This window comes from Methylobacterium sp. J-088 (assembly GCF_022829295.1).
In the GTDB taxonomy this organism is placed as follows: Bacteria; Pseudomonadota; Alphaproteobacteria; order Rhizobiales; family Beijerinckiaceae; genus Methylobacterium.
Genome location: NZ_JAKSYH010000136.1, coordinates 279,403 through 295,693 on the forward strand (window position 1 = coordinate 279,403; position 16,291 = coordinate 295,693).

At 69.4% G+C, this 16,291-nt stretch carries 14 protein-coding genes; 10 read left to right on the forward strand and 4 right to left on the reverse strand.

The window, feature by feature from the left end; genetic code table 11:
- Positions 1-79: 79 nt before the first annotated feature.
- The 6 genes from rpiA to MKK63_RS15435 all read left to right on the forward strand — a co-directional run bounded on the left by rpiA (position 80) and on the right by MKK63_RS15435 (position 6,212).
- Positions 80-793 (forward strand): ribose-5-phosphate isomerase RpiA, encoded by a 714-nt coding sequence (gene rpiA, locus MKK63_RS15410; RefSeq protein WP_244003168.1) that lies wholly within the window; start codon positions 80-82, stop codon positions 791-793.
- Positions 794-837: 44 nt separating this feature from the next.
- On the forward strand, positions 838-1,404 hold the full coding sequence (locus tag MKK63_RS15415) for a DUF2059 domain-containing protein (protein ID WP_244003170.1): 567 nt from the start codon (positions 838-840) through the stop codon (positions 1,402-1,404).
- A gap of 295 nt (positions 1,405-1,699) precedes the next feature.
- Positions 1,700-2,869, forward strand: a complete 1,170-nt coding sequence (locus tag MKK63_RS15420; RefSeq protein WP_244003228.1) for an O-antigen ligase family protein — start codon at positions 1,700-1,702, stop codon at positions 2,867-2,869.
- Entirely contained in the window at positions 2,866-4,248 is a 1,383-nt protein-coding gene (gor, locus tag MKK63_RS15425; RefSeq protein WP_244003172.1) for a glutathione-disulfide reductase, read from the forward strand. The genes MKK63_RS15420 and gor overlap by 4 nt, the downstream gene beginning before the upstream one ends.
- Positions 4,249-4,303: 55 nt before the next feature.
- Positions 4,304-4,621, forward strand: a complete 318-nt coding sequence (locus MKK63_RS15430) for an RNA polymerase sigma factor region1.1 domain-containing protein (RefSeq protein WP_244003175.1) — start codon at positions 4,304-4,306, stop codon at positions 4,619-4,621.
- A gap of 208 nt (positions 4,622-4,829) precedes the next feature.
- Entirely contained in the window at positions 4,830-6,212 is a 1,383-nt protein-coding gene (locus tag MKK63_RS15435; RefSeq protein WP_243920941.1) for a class II 3-deoxy-7-phosphoheptulonate synthase, read from the forward strand.
- Positions 6,213-6,555: 343 nt separating this feature from the next.
- Here MKK63_RS15435 and MKK63_RS15440 read toward each other — a convergent pair whose 3' ends face one another.
- The gene (locus MKK63_RS15440) at positions 6,556-9,438 is read right to left on the reverse strand and encodes an EAL domain-containing protein (RefSeq protein WP_244003177.1); all 2,883 of its coding nucleotides are present in this window, start codon (positions 9,436-9,438) and stop codon (positions 6,556-6,558) included.
- Positions 9,439-9,651: 213 nt separating this feature from the next.
- Here MKK63_RS15440 and MKK63_RS15445 point away from each other — a divergent pair, with 213 nt between their 5' ends.
- Positions 9,652-10,029, forward strand: coding sequence for a plastocyanin (locus MKK63_RS15445; protein WP_244003180.1), 378 nt, complete (start codon positions 9,652-9,654; stop codon positions 10,027-10,029).
- Between the two features lie 15 nt (positions 10,030-10,044).
- Here the strand turns inward: MKK63_RS15445 and MKK63_RS15450 are convergent, their stop codons facing one another.
- Positions 10,045-11,319: an efflux RND transporter periplasmic adaptor subunit gene (locus MKK63_RS15450; protein WP_244003182.1), complete on the reverse strand. Its 1,275-nt coding sequence runs from the start codon at positions 11,317-11,319 to the stop codon at positions 10,045-10,047.
- 74 nt (positions 11,320-11,393) lie between these two features.
- Positions 11,394-12,116, reverse strand: a complete 723-nt coding sequence (locus MKK63_RS15455; protein WP_244003185.1) for a sulfate transporter family protein — start codon at positions 12,114-12,116, stop codon at positions 11,394-11,396.
- Between the two features lie 178 nt (positions 12,117-12,294).
- On the opposite strand from MKK63_RS15455, the gene MKK63_RS15460 reads away from it, so the two are divergent.
- Together MKK63_RS15460 and MKK63_RS15465 are read left to right on the forward strand one after the other, a co-directional pair.
- On the forward strand, positions 12,295-13,581 hold the full coding sequence (locus tag MKK63_RS15460; RefSeq protein WP_244003187.1) for a flavin monoamine oxidase family protein: 1,287 nt from the start codon (positions 12,295-12,297) through the stop codon (positions 13,579-13,581).
- A gap of 49 nt (positions 13,582-13,630) precedes the next feature.
- Positions 13,631-14,290 (forward strand): cyclic nucleotide-binding domain-containing protein, encoded by a 660-nt coding sequence (locus tag MKK63_RS15465; RefSeq protein ID WP_267421631.1) that lies wholly within the window; start codon positions 13,631-13,633, stop codon positions 14,288-14,290.
- Between the two features lie 18 nt (positions 14,291-14,308).
- On the opposite strand, the gene MKK63_RS15470 is transcribed toward MKK63_RS15465, so the two are convergent.
- A complete protein-coding gene (locus MKK63_RS15470; RefSeq protein WP_244003192.1) occupies positions 14,309-15,307 on the reverse strand; it encodes a 2-hydroxyacid dehydrogenase in 999 nt (332 codons plus the stop codon).
- A gap of 258 nt (positions 15,308-15,565) precedes the next feature.
- Here MKK63_RS15470 and MKK63_RS15475 point away from each other — a divergent pair, with 258 nt between their 5' ends.
- Complete coding sequence (locus MKK63_RS15475) at positions 15,566-16,129, forward strand: SH3 domain-containing protein (RefSeq protein WP_244003194.1); 564 nt, start codon at positions 15,566-15,568, stop codon at positions 16,127-16,129.
- Positions 16,130-16,291: the final 162 nt, after the last annotated feature.

The window sequence follows — 16,291 nt, forward strand, 5'->3', positions numbered from 1 at the left end:
GGGCCGCGCGATCCTCGCGGAAAGTCCGGCCCATGACGTGCGCCCCCTCGCTTAACCTTGTCGACCGGGCTCGCTCCCGGTGAGCGGGCCGGATCTGCGCCGGGCCGCAGCGGCGCGCGCCCTCGACCTCGTGGAGCCCGGCATGCGGCTCGGCCTCGGCACCGGTTCCACGGCTGCCGCCTTCGTGGCGCTGCTGGGCGAGCGGGTCCGTGACGGTCTCGACATCCTCGGCGTGCCGACCTCCGAAGCGACGCGGGCCCAGGCCGAAGGCCTCGGCATCCGTCTCGCCACCCTCGACGAGCAGCCGGAGCTCGACCTGACCATCGACGGCGCCGACGAGGTGGATGGCAGCTTACGCCTGATCAAGGGCGGCGGCGCGGCGCTCCTACGGGAGAAGATCGTCGCCTGCGCCAGCCACCGCATGGTCGTGATCGCCGATGCGGCCAAGCGCGTGGACCGGCTCGGCGCCTTCCCGCTGCCGATCGAGGTGAATCCCTTCGGCCTCACCGCCACCCACCGGGCCGTGGAGAGAGCCGTCGCGGATGCCGGCTGCTCCGGCGCCGTCCGGCTGCGGCAGCGTCCCGACGGCGCGCCCCTGCTCACCGATGGCGGACACCACATCCTCGACGCCCATCTCGGCGCGATCCCCGATCCCGAGGCGCTCGGCGCCGCGCTCTGGGCTGTCCCGGGGGTCGTCGAGCACGGCCTGTTCCTCGGCATCGCGAACGCCGCGATCCTGGCGGCCGCACGGGACGGGCAAGCCGACATCACCGTTCTCGGCAGCCTCGCCTGAGGCGCCGCTTCCCCCGCAAGCCATCCTCGCAGGATCAACCCAGCATGTCCCGACGCCTCACCGCCGCGCTCGGCCTCGCGCTTGGCCTCGCGCTTCCGTCCGCTGCCTTCGCGCAGGCTCATAAGCCGGCGCCGGCAAAGCCTGCGGCCCAGCCCAGCACGCCCGCCGCCAACACGCCGGCGGCACCGGCCATGACCCCGAACCATCTCGCCCTGGCCCGCGAGGTGATGCTCAGTTCCGGCATCGCCCGCTCATTCGACTCGGTGCTGCCCGCCTTCGCCGACCAGATCCGCAAGCAGTCCGTCACCCGGCCGGAACTCGCCAAGGATCTCGACGACGTGTTGGCCTCGCTGCAACCCGAGATGGAGCTGCAGAAGCAGCGCATGATCGACATCGCGGCCCGCACCTACGCGACGAAGTTCTCGGAGGCCGAGCTGCAGGAGATCGCGACCTTCTTCCGCTCACCCGCCGGCAAGCACTACGTCGAGGCGCAGCCGCAACTCCTCGACGAGATGGTGCAGGAGATGCAGGACTGGACCCAGGACGTGTCGGAATACGTCATGGTCCGCGTCCGCGCCGAAATGGGCAAGCGCGGGCACCAGATGCAGTGAGGGCCCCACCCCACCGGGGCGTCGGGCCCGCATGCGAGAACATCGCGGCGAACCGGTTGTGGCTCCACCCTTTCCCAGGCGTATGGAGCGCAAGCGGACTACGACCCGGATCCAGCACACGACCGCGCGTAGCCACGATGAGAGGGGGAGGCGTGTCATTGAGGCATGCTGCATCGATCTCTTGCCGCGCGCTTGGCTTCACGGCCTTGAGAGGGCTGCCGTGAAAGTCCCCTCGAACGCCTGCGCGGGCTCCCCCGGCCGCCTCTACGCCGCGGGCGGCGTTTGCCTCGCCGGGATGCCGCTTGCGATGGTGCTGGCCAATCGGTCGAGCCCGCTGGTGATCGGGCTGGCGGCGCTCGCATTCCTTGCGGGGCGCGTGATCGAGGACCGTGGCGACGCGGCGCGCCGGATCCTGGCACCGCTCGGCACCCCGCTCGCCGGAGCGGCGCTCGGGTTCCTGGCGTGGAGCCTCGTCTCGATCGCCTGGAGTCCGTTCCCGGCCGTGTCGCTGCGGATGGCAGGCGAGTTCCTCCCGGCGCTCACGGCGGCCTATCTCCTGGCCTGCCTCGCCCCCGGGCGCATCCCGGCTTTCGCGCCGCGGGTTGGGGCTGCCTCGATCGCGCTCGCCGGATTGCTGATCGCCGTGGATCTGGCCTCCGATCTCGCCCTGGAGAGGGCCCTGGGGCATCGGGCCGCCGCCTTCGTGCACAACCGGCCGGCGCTGACCCTCGACCTCGTGGCCGGCCCGCTCGCCCTGGTCCTCTGGCGGCAGCGCGCCCGCGGCCTGGCGGCGGTCACGCTGGTCTCTGCGGCGCTCGGCGTGCTGCGCTCGATCAGCGGCGCCGCCCAGCTCGGCCTGCTCGCCGGCGGCGCGATGTTCGCGGCGGGCCGCCTTCTGCCCCGGCGCGCCGGAATCGGTCTTGCCGGTCTGGGCCTCGGTCTCGCGGTGGCGCTCGCCCCTGTCGAGGGTGATCTCCTCGCCCACATCATGCCCGAATCGGCGCACGAGCGTCTCGTGCAATCCTCCTCCCGGGCGCGGGTCGCGATCGCGCGCAGCTTCGGCGCGGCGGTGGCGGCCGATCCCTGGCGGGGTGCGGGTTTCGGCACCAGCGCGCGCTTCGCCGAGACCCCGGCCGCGCAGACGCTCGCACCCGAGATGCGCGTGCTGCTCGGGGTCGGGCACCCGCATAACAGCTTCCTTCAGGTCTGGGCCGAGCTCGGCCTGCCCGGCGCGCTCCTCGCGGCGCTGACCCTGATGCTGATGCTCGCCCGCCTCGCCCGGCTGGATCAGCCCGACCGTGCCGCGGCGCTCGGACTCGTCGCCTGTGCGGTCGCGATCGCCTTCGTGGAGCACAACGGCTGGGCGGCGTGGTGGACGGCAGGTCTCGGCGCTGCCATCTCGTGGATGCGCGTGGCGTCCCGGCCGCGCGCGGAAACGACCCCCAGGATGGACGGCCCCGCATGAGCGCTTTCGACGTGGACCTCTTCGTCATTGGCGGCGGTTCGGGAGGCGTGCGCGCGGCGCGGATCGCGGCGGGTTACGGCGCCAAGGTGACGCTGGCCGAGGAATACCGGGTCGGCGGAACCTGCGTGATCCGCGGCTGCGTCCCGAAGAAGCTGATGGTCTATGCCGGCCGCTTCGCCGACGAGTTCGAGGACGCCGCCGGCTTCGGCTGGACGGTGGAGAAGCCGCGCTTCGATTGGTCGAAGCTCAAGCAGCGCCGCGACGCGGAGGTCACCCGGCTCGAAAGCATCTACGACGCCAACCTGATCCGGGCCGGTGTCGAGATCGTGCCCGAACGGGCCGTGATCGAGGATCCGCACACGGTGCGCCTCCTTAAATCCGGCCGTACCATCCGGGCGGAGCGGATCCTCGTGGCGGTCGGCGCCCATCCGGTGAAGGAGCCGGCCGTGCCCGGCATCGAACTGGCGATCACCTCGAACGAGGTGTTCGAGCTGGAGAGCCTGCCGGAGCGCATTCTGGTGATCGGTGGCGGTTACATCGCTGTCGAGTTCGCGGGCGTCTTCGCGGCTTTGGGCAGCGCCACGACCCTGCTGCACCGGGGCGACCGGCTGCTGCGCGGGTTCGATGACGAGGTTCGCGATGCCCTCGCGGAGGCCTACGGTCACAGGATGGACCTGCGGCTCGGCCGTACCCTCACGGGCATCGAGCGACGGGACGGTGCCCTCTGCGCCCGACTGGACGACGGTAGCGAGATTGCCGTCGATCAGGTGCTGATCGCCACCGGACGACGGCCCAATGTCGAGGGCCTGGGCCTCGACCGGATCGGCGTCGACCTCGACGCCGCCGGGGCGATCCCGGTGGATGCGTATTCCCAGACCAAGGTCCCGTCGATCTACGCGGTCGGCGATGTGACCAACCGCGCCAACCTGACCCCGGTGGCGATTCGCGAGGGTCACGCCTTCGCCGACACGGTCTACGGCGGCAAGCCGTCCTGCGTGGATCACCGCCTGATCCCGACCGCGGTGTTCTCGACCCCCGAGATCGGGGTCGTCGGCCACAGCGAGGCGGCGGCGCGGGAGATCTACGGCAAGATCGACGTCTACAAGGCGCGTTTCCGCCCGATGAAGGCGACGCTCTCCGGCCGCGAGGAGCGTATCCTGATGAAGGTGATCGTCGATTGCGCGACCGACCGGGTGGTGGGCGTCCACATCTTCGGCCACGATGCCGGCGAGGTCATCCAGGTGGTCGGCATCGCGGTGACGATGGGCGCCACGAAGGCCGATTTCGACCGGACCATCGCGGTCCACCCGACGGCCGCCGAGGAACTCGTGACGATGCGCGTGCCGGAGGTGACCAAGCATCCGGTGGGCGTCGGCTGAGGGCTCCAGAGTCTCAGGGCCTCGACGCGGTGCCCGGCCGAGCCATATCAGGGGCATGGGTAAGCATAGCGCAGGCAAGGGACGCGGGGGCGACGACGCGCATGCGCGGCGGCAGGCCATCATCGACGGCCTGCTGGCGGATGCGCTGCGGCCCGCCTTCCACCGCCCCCCGAGCCACGATGCGCTCCCGCCCGACATCCGCAAGGCGATCGACCAGCTGCTCGCCAAGGCCGAGGCGCAACGCCGTCGCTGCCTGACCTACGACGATCTCGAAGAGGCCCTGCCCCCTCGGGACGTGTCCGCGGAGGATCTGGAGGCGATCTTCTGGATCCTCGCCGAGCACGGGATCGAGGTCGAGGACGGCGAGGTCTGAATCCCGCTCGCGCCTGCCCCTCGCATTCCGGCACTCGTCAGGGTGTGGCAACCTCTCTATAAGCCGCGCTTCGCGCGTGAGGCGCGGTCGCACGACGCGCGCGCTTTCTGCGGAACCGGACACCGGTTCGGCGCAAGAGCGCGCGTCACAACAAGGACTTAGAGCCGCACGCGATCGGGCACGGCTCTAGGGTGCGCGGAGAGAGGCCATGGGCGAGCGTTGGACACCGAAGAGCTGGAGAAACCTGCCGATCGAGCAGGTCCCCACCTATCCGGACATGGCCGCCCTGGGTGCCGTCGAGTCGCAGATCGCGAGTTTTCCGCCGCTGGTTTTTGCCGGTGAGGCCCGCAAGCTGAAGGCGGCGCTCGCGCGCGTCGGCGCGGGCGAAGCGTTTCTCCTGCAGGGCGGCGATTGCGCCGAGAGCTTCGACGAGCATTCGGCCGACAACATCCGTGATTTCTTCCGGGTGTTCCTGCAGATGGCGATGGTGCTGACCTTCGCGGGCGGCTCGCCGGTGGTGAAGGTCGGGCGCATCGCCGGGCAGTTCGCCAAACCGCGCTCCTCGCCGACCGAGACGCTGGAGGGCGTGAGCCTGCCGAGCTACCGGGGCGACATCGTCAACGGCATCGGCTTCTCGGAGGAGGCGCGGATCCCGGATCCGCGCCGTCAGCTCGAAGCCTACCGTCAATCGGCCGCGACGCTCAACTTGCTGCGCGCCTTCGCAACCGGCGGTTACGCGAACCTCGAGAACGCGCACCGGTGGATGCTGGGCTTCGTGAAGGATTCACCGCAATCCTCGCGCTACCAGGATGTGGCGGGCCGCATGACCGATGCGCTCGACTTCATGCGGGCGATCGGCATCAATCCGGAGACCCATCCGGAGGTGCGGACCACCGATTTCTACACCAGCCACGAAGCCCTGCTGCTCGGCTACGAGGAGGCGCTGACCCGGGTCGATTCGACCACGGGCGACTGGTACGCGACCTCCGGCCATATGCTGTGGATCGGCGACCGGACCCGGCAGCCGGACCACGCGCACGTGGAATATGCCCGCGGCATCAAGAACCCGATCGGCCTCAAGTGCGGCCCGTCGATGAAGGCCGAGGGGCTGATCCGGCTGATCGACCTGATCAACCCGGAGAACGAGCCGGGTCGGCTCAGCCTGATCTGCCGGTTCGGGGCCGACAAGGTCGGCGACCACCTGCCGGCACTGATCCGCGCGGTCGAGCGGGAAGGGCGCAAGGTGGTGTGGATCTGTGATCCGATGCACGGCAACACGATTCCGGCCGGCCGCTACAAGACCCGGCCGTTCGAGCGAGTGATGCAGGAGATCGAGGGCTTCTTCGGCGTGCACCGCGCCGAGGGGACTTTCGCGGGCGGCATCCACCTGGAGATGACCGGCAAGGACGTCACCGAATGCACCGGCGGTGCCCGGGCGCTGACGGCCGACGACCTGCAGGACCGCTACCACACCTACTGCGACCCGCGGCTCAACGCGGAGCAGGCGTTGGAGGTGGCGTTCCGCACCGCCGAGCTGGTGAAGGCCGAGCGCAGCCATGTCGAGCGCCCGCGGCTCGACGCGGCGGAGTAGGGCAGGGGCTCGGCGCTCCTCCCGTCTCGCGACGAAGCAACGCTGTTCGAACTTCGCTCACCGTAGGGCGCTCTCCTCCCCCTTGCGGGGAGGAGTTGGAGGTGGGGGTGGTGCAGGAGGCACCGGGGCGCTCAATCCTCAACCACCCACACCCCTGGCCCTTCCCCGCAATGGGCTACCGGCTACACAGGTTTGCTGTCTGCGACGGCTCAGTCGCTAACTGGAAGGGGCGCGGGTCCCCTCCCGAGCGGGAGAGGGGACGGCCGCGCTCTGTCATCAGCCTCAAGCCCCAAACCTGTGGAGCCCGTAGCCGTAAGGGGGGAAAAGCGAGTGGACCTTGCGCTCACGCGATCGCGCGGCTGGCCCCATTCCAGCGGAGGATCACCGCGTTGACCTCCGAGACGGGCACGGGTCGGCTGAAGAGATAGCCCTGCACCTCGTCGCAGCCCTCGGCGCGCAGAACGGCAAGTTGCGCCTCGGTCTCGACACCCTCTGCCGTGGTGGTCATGCCCAGGTTGGCGCCGAGTCCGATCACCGCCCGCACGATGAAATCCGTCCCGTCCTTGATGCACAGATCGCGCACGAAGGACTGGTCGATCTTGATCTTGTCGAACGGGAAGCTGCGCAGGTAGCTCAGCGACGAGTAGCCGGTGCCGAAATCGTCCATGGCGACGCGGACACCGAGCGCCTTGAGGCTGTGCAGGATCGCAGTCGTGGCGCCGGGATTGGCCACCAGCACCGATTCGGTGATCTCCAGCTCCAACCGCCGGCCGGGCAGGCCGGTCCGGCGCAGCGCCTCGCGCACGACGTTGACGAGGCTCGCCGAGGTGAACTGCACCGCCGACACGTTGACCGCGACCTTGAGCCCGTCCGGCCAGCGCGCCGCCTCCTCGCAGGCCCGGCGCAGCACCCACTCGCCGAGCGGAACGATCAGACCGAGTTCCTCCGCGATCGGGATGAACTCGGCCGGGGAAATGAAACCCCGAACCGGGTGATCCCAGCGCAACAGGGCTTCGAATCCGCAGATCCGGTCGGCGTCGAGGCTGTAGATCGGCTGGTAATAGACCTCGAACGACTCGCGGGCCAAAGCCTCGCGCAGGTCCCGCTCCAGCACCCGGCGGGCCTGCAGGCGCGCATCCATCTCGGGCTCGAAGAATCGGAACGAGCCCCGCGCCTCGGACTTGCCGCGGTCGAGGGCGACCTCGGCGTTCTTCAGGAGTTTCTCGCAGCTCGTCCCGTCGCTTGGCGCCAGGGTGATGCCGATGGTCAGACCGACGCTGATCTCGTGGCTGCTCAGACTGTAGGGCGCACTCACCACCTCGATGATCCGCCGGGCGAGGACCGCGGCGTCCTCGGGCCGGTCGATGCCGCGCTGGATCACGATGAACTCGTCGGCGCCCAGGCGGGCGACGCAGTCGATCTCGCGCACGCAGGCGGTCAGACGGTTCGCCACTGCGGTAAGCAACTCGTCGCCGACGCCGTGCCCCAGCGTCTCATTCACAGGCCGGAAATCATCGAGGTCGACGGCGAAGACCGCGAAGCCGTAATCACGGCCCGCCTGCGCCATCGCCACCTCGATCTGCTGGCCGAGGGCGATGCGGTTCGGCAGACCGGTGAGCATGTCGTGATGCGCCAGGAAGGCGATGCGCGCCTCGGCCTGCCGCCGCTCTGTCACGTCTTCGTAGGTAGCGACGAACCCGTTATCGGCCGTCTTGCGGCGCTCGATCGCGACGATGCGTCCGTTGCACAATTCCTGGAAATGCGTGTGCCAGACGCCGCCGTAGAACGCCTCCCGCTGCGCGCGGAGCAAGGATTCGATATCGCAGCCCGGATGGTTGCCGGCTCGGAGGCTGACGTTCATCACCTCCACGGCGGTCATGCCGGGCTCGACCGCACCGGGGACCAAGCCATAGATCTCGCTGTACCGGCGGTTGACCACCATCAGGCGGTCCTGCGCATCGTAGAGGCACAGGCCCTGGGACATGTTGTCCAGGGCGGCGTCGAGGCGGAGGTTGGTGGCGGTCAGGCGATCCTCCTGCTCCTTGAGCAGGCTGATGTCGCTGCACACCGCGATGAAGCCGCCCTGCTGGGTGGCGCTGCGGCTGACCCGGAGCCACCGGCCGTCCGCCAGCCGGATATCGCCGTCGCGGGCGAGCGCCAGGAAGCAATCGCCGTGGGGCTTCGGTCGCGCCGATTCGGTGGTCTCCGGGTTCCCCCAGAGGGAGATCCCGGCCTCGATCGCCTCGCCCAGCCCCGCGAAGAATTTCTGGGCCTGGGCGTTGGCCAGCGCGATCCGTCCCGCCGCATCGACCACCACGACGCCCTCGCGCGAGGTCTGAAGCGCGTCCGTGACGAGCGCCTCGGCGCGGCGGCGCTGACTGACCTCCCGGGCCATCATGGCCTGGATGTTGTCGCGCATCACCGCCATGGAGCGGAGCAGACTGCCGAGTTCGTCCCGGCCGCCGGATGGGATGCGGTCCTCAAGACGGCCGCTGGCGATCCGCTCCGCGGCCGCGGAGGCCGCCGCGAGGGGCCCGGTGATGCGCCGGTTGAGCAGCCACGCGACGAGCCCGCAGGCGACGATCGCCAGCACCGCCGCAATTGCGTTGACGCGCATTTCCCGCGCCACCAGGAAGCGCGCCGCCTGCCGGAACGTGAAGCCGTCGCCCGCCGTGTAGTTCACGAGCAGGTCGATCTGATTGTCGACCGCGTTGGCCTTCTGATCCAGGGCGTCCCAGCGCTCCGGGCGGGCCGTCGACGGATCGAACGTGCGCCGCATCTCCTCCCACGCGCTCACCGCAGCCTGAACCGCTCCGGCGGTCCGCACCGCCCGGTCGGACTGCGAGCGCTCGACCGCGATCGTGAGATCCTCGGCCAGCGTCGTCGACAGATCCGCGATCTCGGCATTCAGCTTGGCCGTCTCGGCCTCGTTGCGCAGGTGCATCCGCCGGGCGAAAGCCGTGCGCATCTTGGCGAAGTCGGCCGCTGTCGCCCGGGCATAATTGATGGACATCAGCGACTCGTCGTAGGTCCGGTTGACCAGAGTGCCGATATGCGAGATCGCGACCACCGCGTAGAGCCCAAGCGCCCCCGAGAGCAGGCTCATGCTCAGGAACGCGACGAAGATCCGGCCGCGGACCGTGGTGAAGAAACCCGAAAGGCCACGCGCCGTGGCCGACGGCTTCGCCGGGCTCCTGGTCTCCGTTGCCGTCTCGGGATCTTGCATCGCACCGGCCGTCGCCCCACACGTCCGACTATCTGTAGTTGCGACATATTAAGAGGCGCTTAGCTCGCACTCCCGCCAATTCGATTTAAACGCACATGCGAAAATGAGGTCATTTTCGGAATGAGCCGCACAAAGCGCGCTGAATGCGGGTATCGAGGAATGAATTTTCAAGGAAGTCTGTGCGAAGCTGTTCCTCGAAAGCCGAGGGATCACATGTCCGCTTCCGTCGTACGGATCGCATTAAGCCTCCGGCGCCCGACTTCGGTCTCCGTGGTGCTGGCCCTGGTCCTCGGTGCAGCCGGCGGATTGCTCGTCACGGAGCAGCTTCAGGCATCGGGCATCCTGGTCTCCCAGAAGGGCCGGATGTTCCATCCTGACAATCTCGCGGTTGCCCGGGGCGAAGTGGTGACCTTCGTCAACGACGATAGCGACCTGCTGCACCACGTCTTCGTCGAGTCGGAGACGTTCAATTTCGATTCCGGCGATCAGGAACCGGGCAGCCGCGTGCCGATCACCTTCACCGAACGCGGCTCCTTCCAGGTTTTGTGCGGAATCCACCCGAAGATGAAGCTCGTCGTCCGGGTGAACTGAGACCGGCCGAACTGCTCAGCGCTGAGCCGACCGCATCGGCGTCGGCTCCGGCGGTGTCGTCAGGCGCTCGATCGCCTGACCGTCGCGAAGCTCCGGCGGCGGGCTGAAGATGATGCGGCTGTCGGCCGCCAAACCCGATTCGAGCTCGAGGGTGCGCCCGAGATCCCGCCGGATCTTGACCGTCCGCCATGTCACCCGGTCATCATCGCCGACCTGCGCGACCTGGAGGCCGTTTGTGTTGAACACCGTCGCCTCCGCGGGCACCGAGACTGCCGGTTCCGAGCGCGGGATCTTCAGGGTCACGTGGGCGTAGAAGCCGGCCCGCAGCTGCCGGTCGGGATTGGGCACGTCGACCTGCGTGGTCAGCGTCCGCGAGGCGGCGTTCAGGGCGACCGAGCTGCGCTCCACGAAGCCGTCGAAGGTCCGGCCGGGAAGCTGCGGCACCGTGATCACCGCCCCGACTCCGGGCTTGACGCCGACTGAGTCGTTCTGGGGCACGTTCACGGTGATGCGCAGGGTGCTGTCCTGATCGATGCTCAGCAGCGATGTGCCGCCGTTATCGGCGCGGACGAGGTCACCGACATCGACGTTGCGGATCGTGACGACCCCGTCGAAGGGCGCCACGACGTTTTCGAATGCCGTTAGCGCTTTCAGCCGGTCGACCACGGCCTCCTGCGACTTGATGTTGGCGGTCGCCACCTTCACCCCGGCCTCGGCGGCTGCGAGGGTCGCGGCCTGCGACAGGACGCCGGCCTGCGAGGTGTCGGCGTTCTGGCGGGAGGCCCAGCCCTGCACGGCGAGCGTCGAGGTCCGGTTGTTGGTGAGGTTGGCGAGATTCACGTTGGCGCGGGCCTGCTCGACCTGCGCCTGCGCCTGGAGAAGCTGTGCCTTCAGCTGGCCGACCTGCGCCTCGGCCTGGGCGCGTTGCTGATCGAGATCCGGCGCCGCGATCCGCAGCAACAGGTCGCCGGCCTTCACGCGCGAGCCGATGTCGACACGGCGCTCAGCGATATAGCCGGTGGCCCGGGCTGCGATCGCCGCTGTCGTGAAAGCCTGCATCTCGCCCGGGAGCACGAGATCGAGCGGTCCCTCGGCGCGCTCGACCGTGACGAGGCGAACCTGCGGCACGAGGGCCTTGATCCGCTCCAGCGTCGCGCTCGCCTCAGAGTCCCGCCGCCAATGGCCATAGCCGCCCCAGCCCACCAGCCCGATCACCACGAGGCCGACAAGGAGGAACGGCACGATGCCGGGGGGCGGGGGAACGTCCTGCGCCGCGTCGTGCGCCTTCATCGATCGGCTCTCCGCCCCGGCCCCGCCCGGCTCCGGTGAAGGTAGCGGGCAAACCCCGTCGCGGCCAGAGCGGGCTATGGCCGCATCACCCGCTCCGGCGTGCCGGGTGCAGCGAGGCGCAGATTTCGGCTGAGGCGCTTGTGCAAGTGGACCATCAGGGCGATGCCGAACAGCGGCGTCAGCAGGTTGACGATCGGCACGACCATCATCGCCGACAGCAGACAACCGGCGCCGAGGGTCCGCACCGAGAAGGCGCGGCGCATGGCGGCAGCCTCCGGCAACGGCCGGAACCGGGCCGCTGCCATCTCGAAATATTCCCGGGCCAGCAGATAGGCATTGGCGGCAAAGAAGGCCACGATCCCGATCACGGGGACGAAGAAGATCACGAGCGCCGCGAGATTGACGAGCAGCGTCACCCCGGCGAAGCGGACGGCGTACAGCATCGCGGTGCCGAGCGGCATGGCACGCCCCGGCGGGTCACCCGGAAAATCCGTTCGCTCGACGATCTCGGCCGCGTCGTCGAGGAAGAAGCCCGCCACCAGGATCGAGATCGCCGGCATCAGGTAAGCCAGTGCGACGAACAGGCCGAAGCCGGCGAAGTAGTAGGCGAGGGTGTCGAGGATCGGGTACTGGGACGAGATGTGATGGCTGGCCTGGAACGCCTGAATCAACCGGGTCAGGCCAAGCCAGACCAGGACCAGGAGTCCGAGAGTCAGACCGAGGGATTTCCAGAGGATCGCCCGCAGGGGAGGCGAGAAGGTCTGGCGCACAGCCGCCGCGGCGGACTCGACGAGCATCGGGTGTGTTCCGGTCGCCGCCGGTCGCGGCGCCGGCGCGTTGTGGAGCGGCGCGGCCGGCGGCGCAAGGCTGCCCGTGCCGCAGGGCCGACGAGGGAACGAAGGAGTGCGCGTGCAGGACGCAACACGAGAGACCCCGGTCCCACGATCAGCCGGCCCCCGCGTCGCCGATCCGCCGATGCAGCCCGCCTACCGGCCCCGGCTCACGCCGCTGCCGGAGGCGCCGGAGGTGCTGATCATCGGCGCGGGCGCAGCGGGCATCGGCGCGGCCCGGACGCTGCAGACCCGGGGCGTATCCGTCGCCGTGCTCGAAGCCCGCGACCGGGTCGGTGGCCGGGCCCTCACGGTGGCCCTGCGCGGCCATGCCCTCGATCTCGGCGCTCACTGGCTGCATGCCGGACCGATCAATCCCCTGGTGGCCCTGGGCCGCGCAAGGGGCGAGCGGCTGCGCCGGGCACCCCAGGAAAGCCATGTCTGGGTCGGACGCCGGCCAGGGCGTGCGGATGAGGTCCGGGCCAACGCCCGGGCTTTCGCGCGGGCCGACCGGGCCATGACCGGGGGCGCCGCGCAGCCCGGGGACGACCGGCCCGCCGCGCGCGCGCTCCCGCCGGGTCTCGGTCCCTGGGGGTCCCGGGTGGCGCAGGTTCACGGCCTCGTCTCCGGCCGGCCGCTCGAGCAGGTCTCGCTCAACGACTTTCCCAGCATGGAGTACAGCGACAACTTCTTCCTGGCCGATGGCTACGGCAACTATCTGGCCCGCCTCGCCGACGGGCTGCCGGTGGCGCTGGCGCAGGCCGTGACACGGATCGATTGGTCGGGCGGTCGGGTCAGGGTCGGGACCGCGGACGGCACCAGCTACAGGGCGCGGGCGCTGATCGTGACCATCCCGATGATGGTGCTGCGCGACGGGCCGGCCTTCACGCCGCCGCTGCCCAACGCGGTCCGTGCCGCGATCGACGGTTTCACCACCGGCATCTACGAGCACGCGGTGCTGCACTGGCCGTCGAGCCCGTTTCGCGGTCGCGACCGTCTGGCCGCGATCCATGGCCGGCGCCGTACGCCGCCGGGCCTGCTGACGCGCATCGACGGCACGCCGTTCCACTATTACGAACTCGACCTGCGCGAGGCCGCGGCACTCGATGCCGCAGGATCGGGGGTGGACGGCGTGCGCCGGCATGTCCGGGCGGTGCTGGCCGACCTGTTCGGTCATCACCGCGTGCGCGACCTGAGTATCCCGGCGGTGAGCACGTGGCGCCACGATCCTTGGTCGCGGGGCTCCTGGGCTGTCGTCCCGCCGGGCCATGCACCGGCCCGACAGCGTCTGCATGAACCCGTCGGCGGCACGGTGTGGTTTGCCGGCGAGGCGCTGTCCCGGGAGCAATGGGGCACGGTGGGGGGCGCCTTCGCCGAGGGCGCGCGCGCCGCCGTAGCCGTCGCGACGCGTATCCGCTCGGGCACGGCCTGAGCCGCGCAGACCGGGCAGCCGTCCGAGCCGCTTGCCCAGATCGAGCGGGATGGGCATCCCCCTCTTGTGTTTCAGGGGGACGACCATGGATTGGATCGAGGCGATCGGCTACCTCGGCACGGTATTGACGATCTCGGCCACCGCCATGAGCACGATGATCCCGCTGCGGATCATCTCGCTCTGCGCGAGCTGCGTGGTGATCACCTACGGCAGCATGATCGGCAGCATGCCGGTGGTGTTGACCGAGCTGATCCAGATGCCGTTCAACGCCTACCGGCTCTGGCAGATGCTCCGGCTCGTCCGCGATGTCGAGACAGCGGTCGGCGGCGATCTTTCGCTCGAATGGCTGCGTCCGTTCGGCTCACGGCGCCCGTTCGGCATCGGCGAGGTGGTCTTCCGCAAGGGCGATTCCGCCGACGAGATGTACTACGTCGAGAGCGGCGTCTTTCGGATTCCGGAGGTCGACATCGAGGTCCGGGCCGGCGGGATCGTCGGCGAGCTCGGTCTCCTGTCGCCGGGCAATGCCCGCACGGCCTCGCTGGTCTGCATCGAGGCCGGACACGCGCTGTGTGTAACCTATTCCGACGTGAAGCAGCTCTACTACCAGAACCCGGAATTCGGCTTCTACTTCCTGAAACTCACCAGTGAACGCCTGTTCCAAGGCGTCCAGGCGATGAAGCGTCCGGCGGTGACCGGCGACGTCCTGTGACGATCGACCGAGGCCTCGTCAGAGCATGCTGGGGAGGATCCGGTCCGGCGGCCGGTGGCCATCCATGAAGGTCTTGATGTTGATGATGACCTTCTCGCCCATGTCGATGCGGCTCTCGTAGGTCGCCGAGCCCATATGGGGAAGCAGGACGACCTTGCCCTGGCGGGCGAGCTTCACGAGGCGCGGGCTCACGGCCGGCTCCTGCTCGAACACGTCGAGGCCGGCGGCCGAGATTTCGCCGCCCTCTATCAGCCGCGCCAACGCGTTCTCGTCGATCACCTCGCCGCGGGCGGTGTTGACCACGACGGCCTCGGGCTTGAGCAGCTTGAGCCGCCGCGCCGAGAGCAGATGGTAGGTGGCCGGCGTATGCGGGCAGTTGACCGACACGATATCGACCCGCGCCAGCATCTGGTCGAGGGACTCCCAGTAGGTCGCGTCGAGCGCGCCTTCGATGGCGGCCGGCACCCGGCGGCGGTTGTGGTAGTGGACCTGCAAGCCGAACGCCCGGGCGCGCTTGGCGAGCGCCTGCCCGATGCGGCCCATGCCGACGATGCCGAGCCGCTTACCGGTGATGCGCCGTCCGAGCATCCAGGTCGGCGACCAGCCGGTGGTCCACTCGTCATCCGGGATGATCCGCGCGCCCTCGGCGACCCGGCGGGACACGGCGAGGATCAGCGCCATCGTCATGTCGGCGGTGTCCTCGGTCAGCACGCCGGGCGTGTTGGTGACCGTGATGCCGCGCTCCAGCGCCGCCGCGACGTCGATGTGATCGACGCCGTTGCCGAAATTGGCGATGAGCCGCAGGTTCGGCCCGGCCTGGGCGATCAGCCCCGCGTCGATCTCGTCGGTGACGGTGGGGACGAGGACATCGGCCTCGCGCAGGGCTGCCGCCATCGTGTCGGCCACCATCGGCGCATCGTCGGTACTGAGGCGGACGTCGAACAGCTCGCGCATCCGCGTCTCGACGGCATCCGGCAGCCGCCGCGTCACGACCACCAGCGGCTTGCGCTTCGACACGTCTCTCTCCCCGTCAGCTCTGCGGCCGTGGTCGCGGCGCCCGGCGGGATCGCCCCGCGCAAGCGTCCGTTAACCGAATTCGGCCAGACAGGATCGGTCGCGCGGCGCCGGTTCCGGAGCCTGTCCCGGCCCATGGGACTCTCTACCAGAGGTGGGCCGGAACACAATCGGATGCGGGCACGGTCCGCACGCCGAAAGAGCCACGCTTTCGACAGGCCCATTCACCACCATCGGGCCCGTCCGGACAGGGAGACGACCATGCGCGTGTTACGCCTCAGCCTCGCCGTCGCGGCGCTGTTGGCGGGCGGCCCCGCGATCGAAGCGACGGCGGCGCCCGCGGCACCGATCGAGACCGGGATCGGTCCTGTGACCAAGCTGCCGCTGCCGCGCTACGCGAGCCTCAAGACCGATCGCGTCAACCTGCGTGAGGGGCCCTCCAAGGACCACCGGACGCTGTGGGTATTCCAGCGGGCCGGGCTCCCCGTCGAGATCGTCGGCGAGTTCGAGACCTGGCGCCGGATCCGCGATTCGGAGGGAACCGAGGGTTGGGTCCTGCACTCGCTGCTGTCCGGGCGGCGCACCGCCATCGTCAATGCCGGCCCCGACAAGGGCGTCGAGAAGGCCGCCGTGTCGCTGCGCGCCAAGGCCGATGACGGTGCCGACGACGAGGCCAAGCTCCAGACGGGTGTGATCGGCAGTGTGAAGAGCTGCACCGGCTCGTGGTGCCGACTGATCGTGGCGCTCCCCAACAAGCGGGACGTGGACGGCTACATCCGCCAGAATCGTTTGTGGGGCGTCTATCCGAACGAAGTCGTGGACTAGAGCGGTGCCCGATCGCGTTGCCCACGGTACACGACACGCGTCTGCCAACACGGGTGGCAAGCGCGACATGCCCCCTCTCCCGTGCGGGAGAGGGTTGGGGTGAGGGTCGAGAAAGTTCAGGATCGCGCGCACCTTCAAGGCGCTGACAGGGTGCGCCTCTTC

Coding starts and splice junctions, on each gene's coding strand:
- MKK63_RS15415 (WP_244003170.1), top strand. CDS start 838: ATGTCCCGACGCCTCACCGCCGCGCTCGGCCTCGCGCTTGGCCTCGCG.
- MKK63_RS15420 (WP_244003228.1), top strand. CDS start 1,700: ATGCCGCTTGCGATGGTGCTGGCCAATCGGTCGAGCCCGCTGGTGATC.
- gor (WP_244003172.1), top strand. CDS start 2,866: ATGAGCGCTTTCGACGTGGACCTCTTCGTCATTGGCGGCGGTTCGGGA.
- MKK63_RS15430 (WP_244003175.1), top strand. CDS start 4,304: ATGGGTAAGCATAGCGCAGGCAAGGGACGCGGGGGCGACGACGCGCAT.
- MKK63_RS15435 (WP_243920941.1), top strand. CDS start 4,830: ATGGGCGAGCGTTGGACACCGAAGAGCTGGAGAAACCTGCCGATCGAG.
- MKK63_RS15440 (WP_244003177.1), bottom strand. CDS start 9,438: ATGCAAGATCCCGAGACGGCAACGGAGACCAGGAGCCCGGCGAAGCCG.
- MKK63_RS15445 (WP_244003180.1), top strand. CDS start 9,652: ATGTCCGCTTCCGTCGTACGGATCGCATTAAGCCTCCGGCGCCCGACT.
- MKK63_RS15450 (WP_244003182.1), bottom strand. CDS start 11,319: ATGAAGGCGCACGACGCGGCGCAGGACGTTCCCCCGCCCCCCGGCATC.
- MKK63_RS15455 (WP_244003185.1), bottom strand. CDS start 12,116: ATGCTCGTCGAGTCCGCCGCGGCGGCTGTGCGCCAGACCTTCTCGCCT.
- MKK63_RS15460 (WP_244003187.1), top strand. CDS start 12,295: ATGCAGCCCGCCTACCGGCCCCGGCTCACGCCGCTGCCGGAGGCGCCG.
- MKK63_RS15465 (WP_267421631.1), top strand. CDS start 13,631: ATGGGCATCCCCCTCTTGTGTTTCAGGGGGACGACCATGGATTGGATC.
- MKK63_RS15475 (WP_244003194.1), top strand. CDS start 15,566: ATGCGCGTGTTACGCCTCAGCCTCGCCGTCGCGGCGCTGTTGGCGGGC.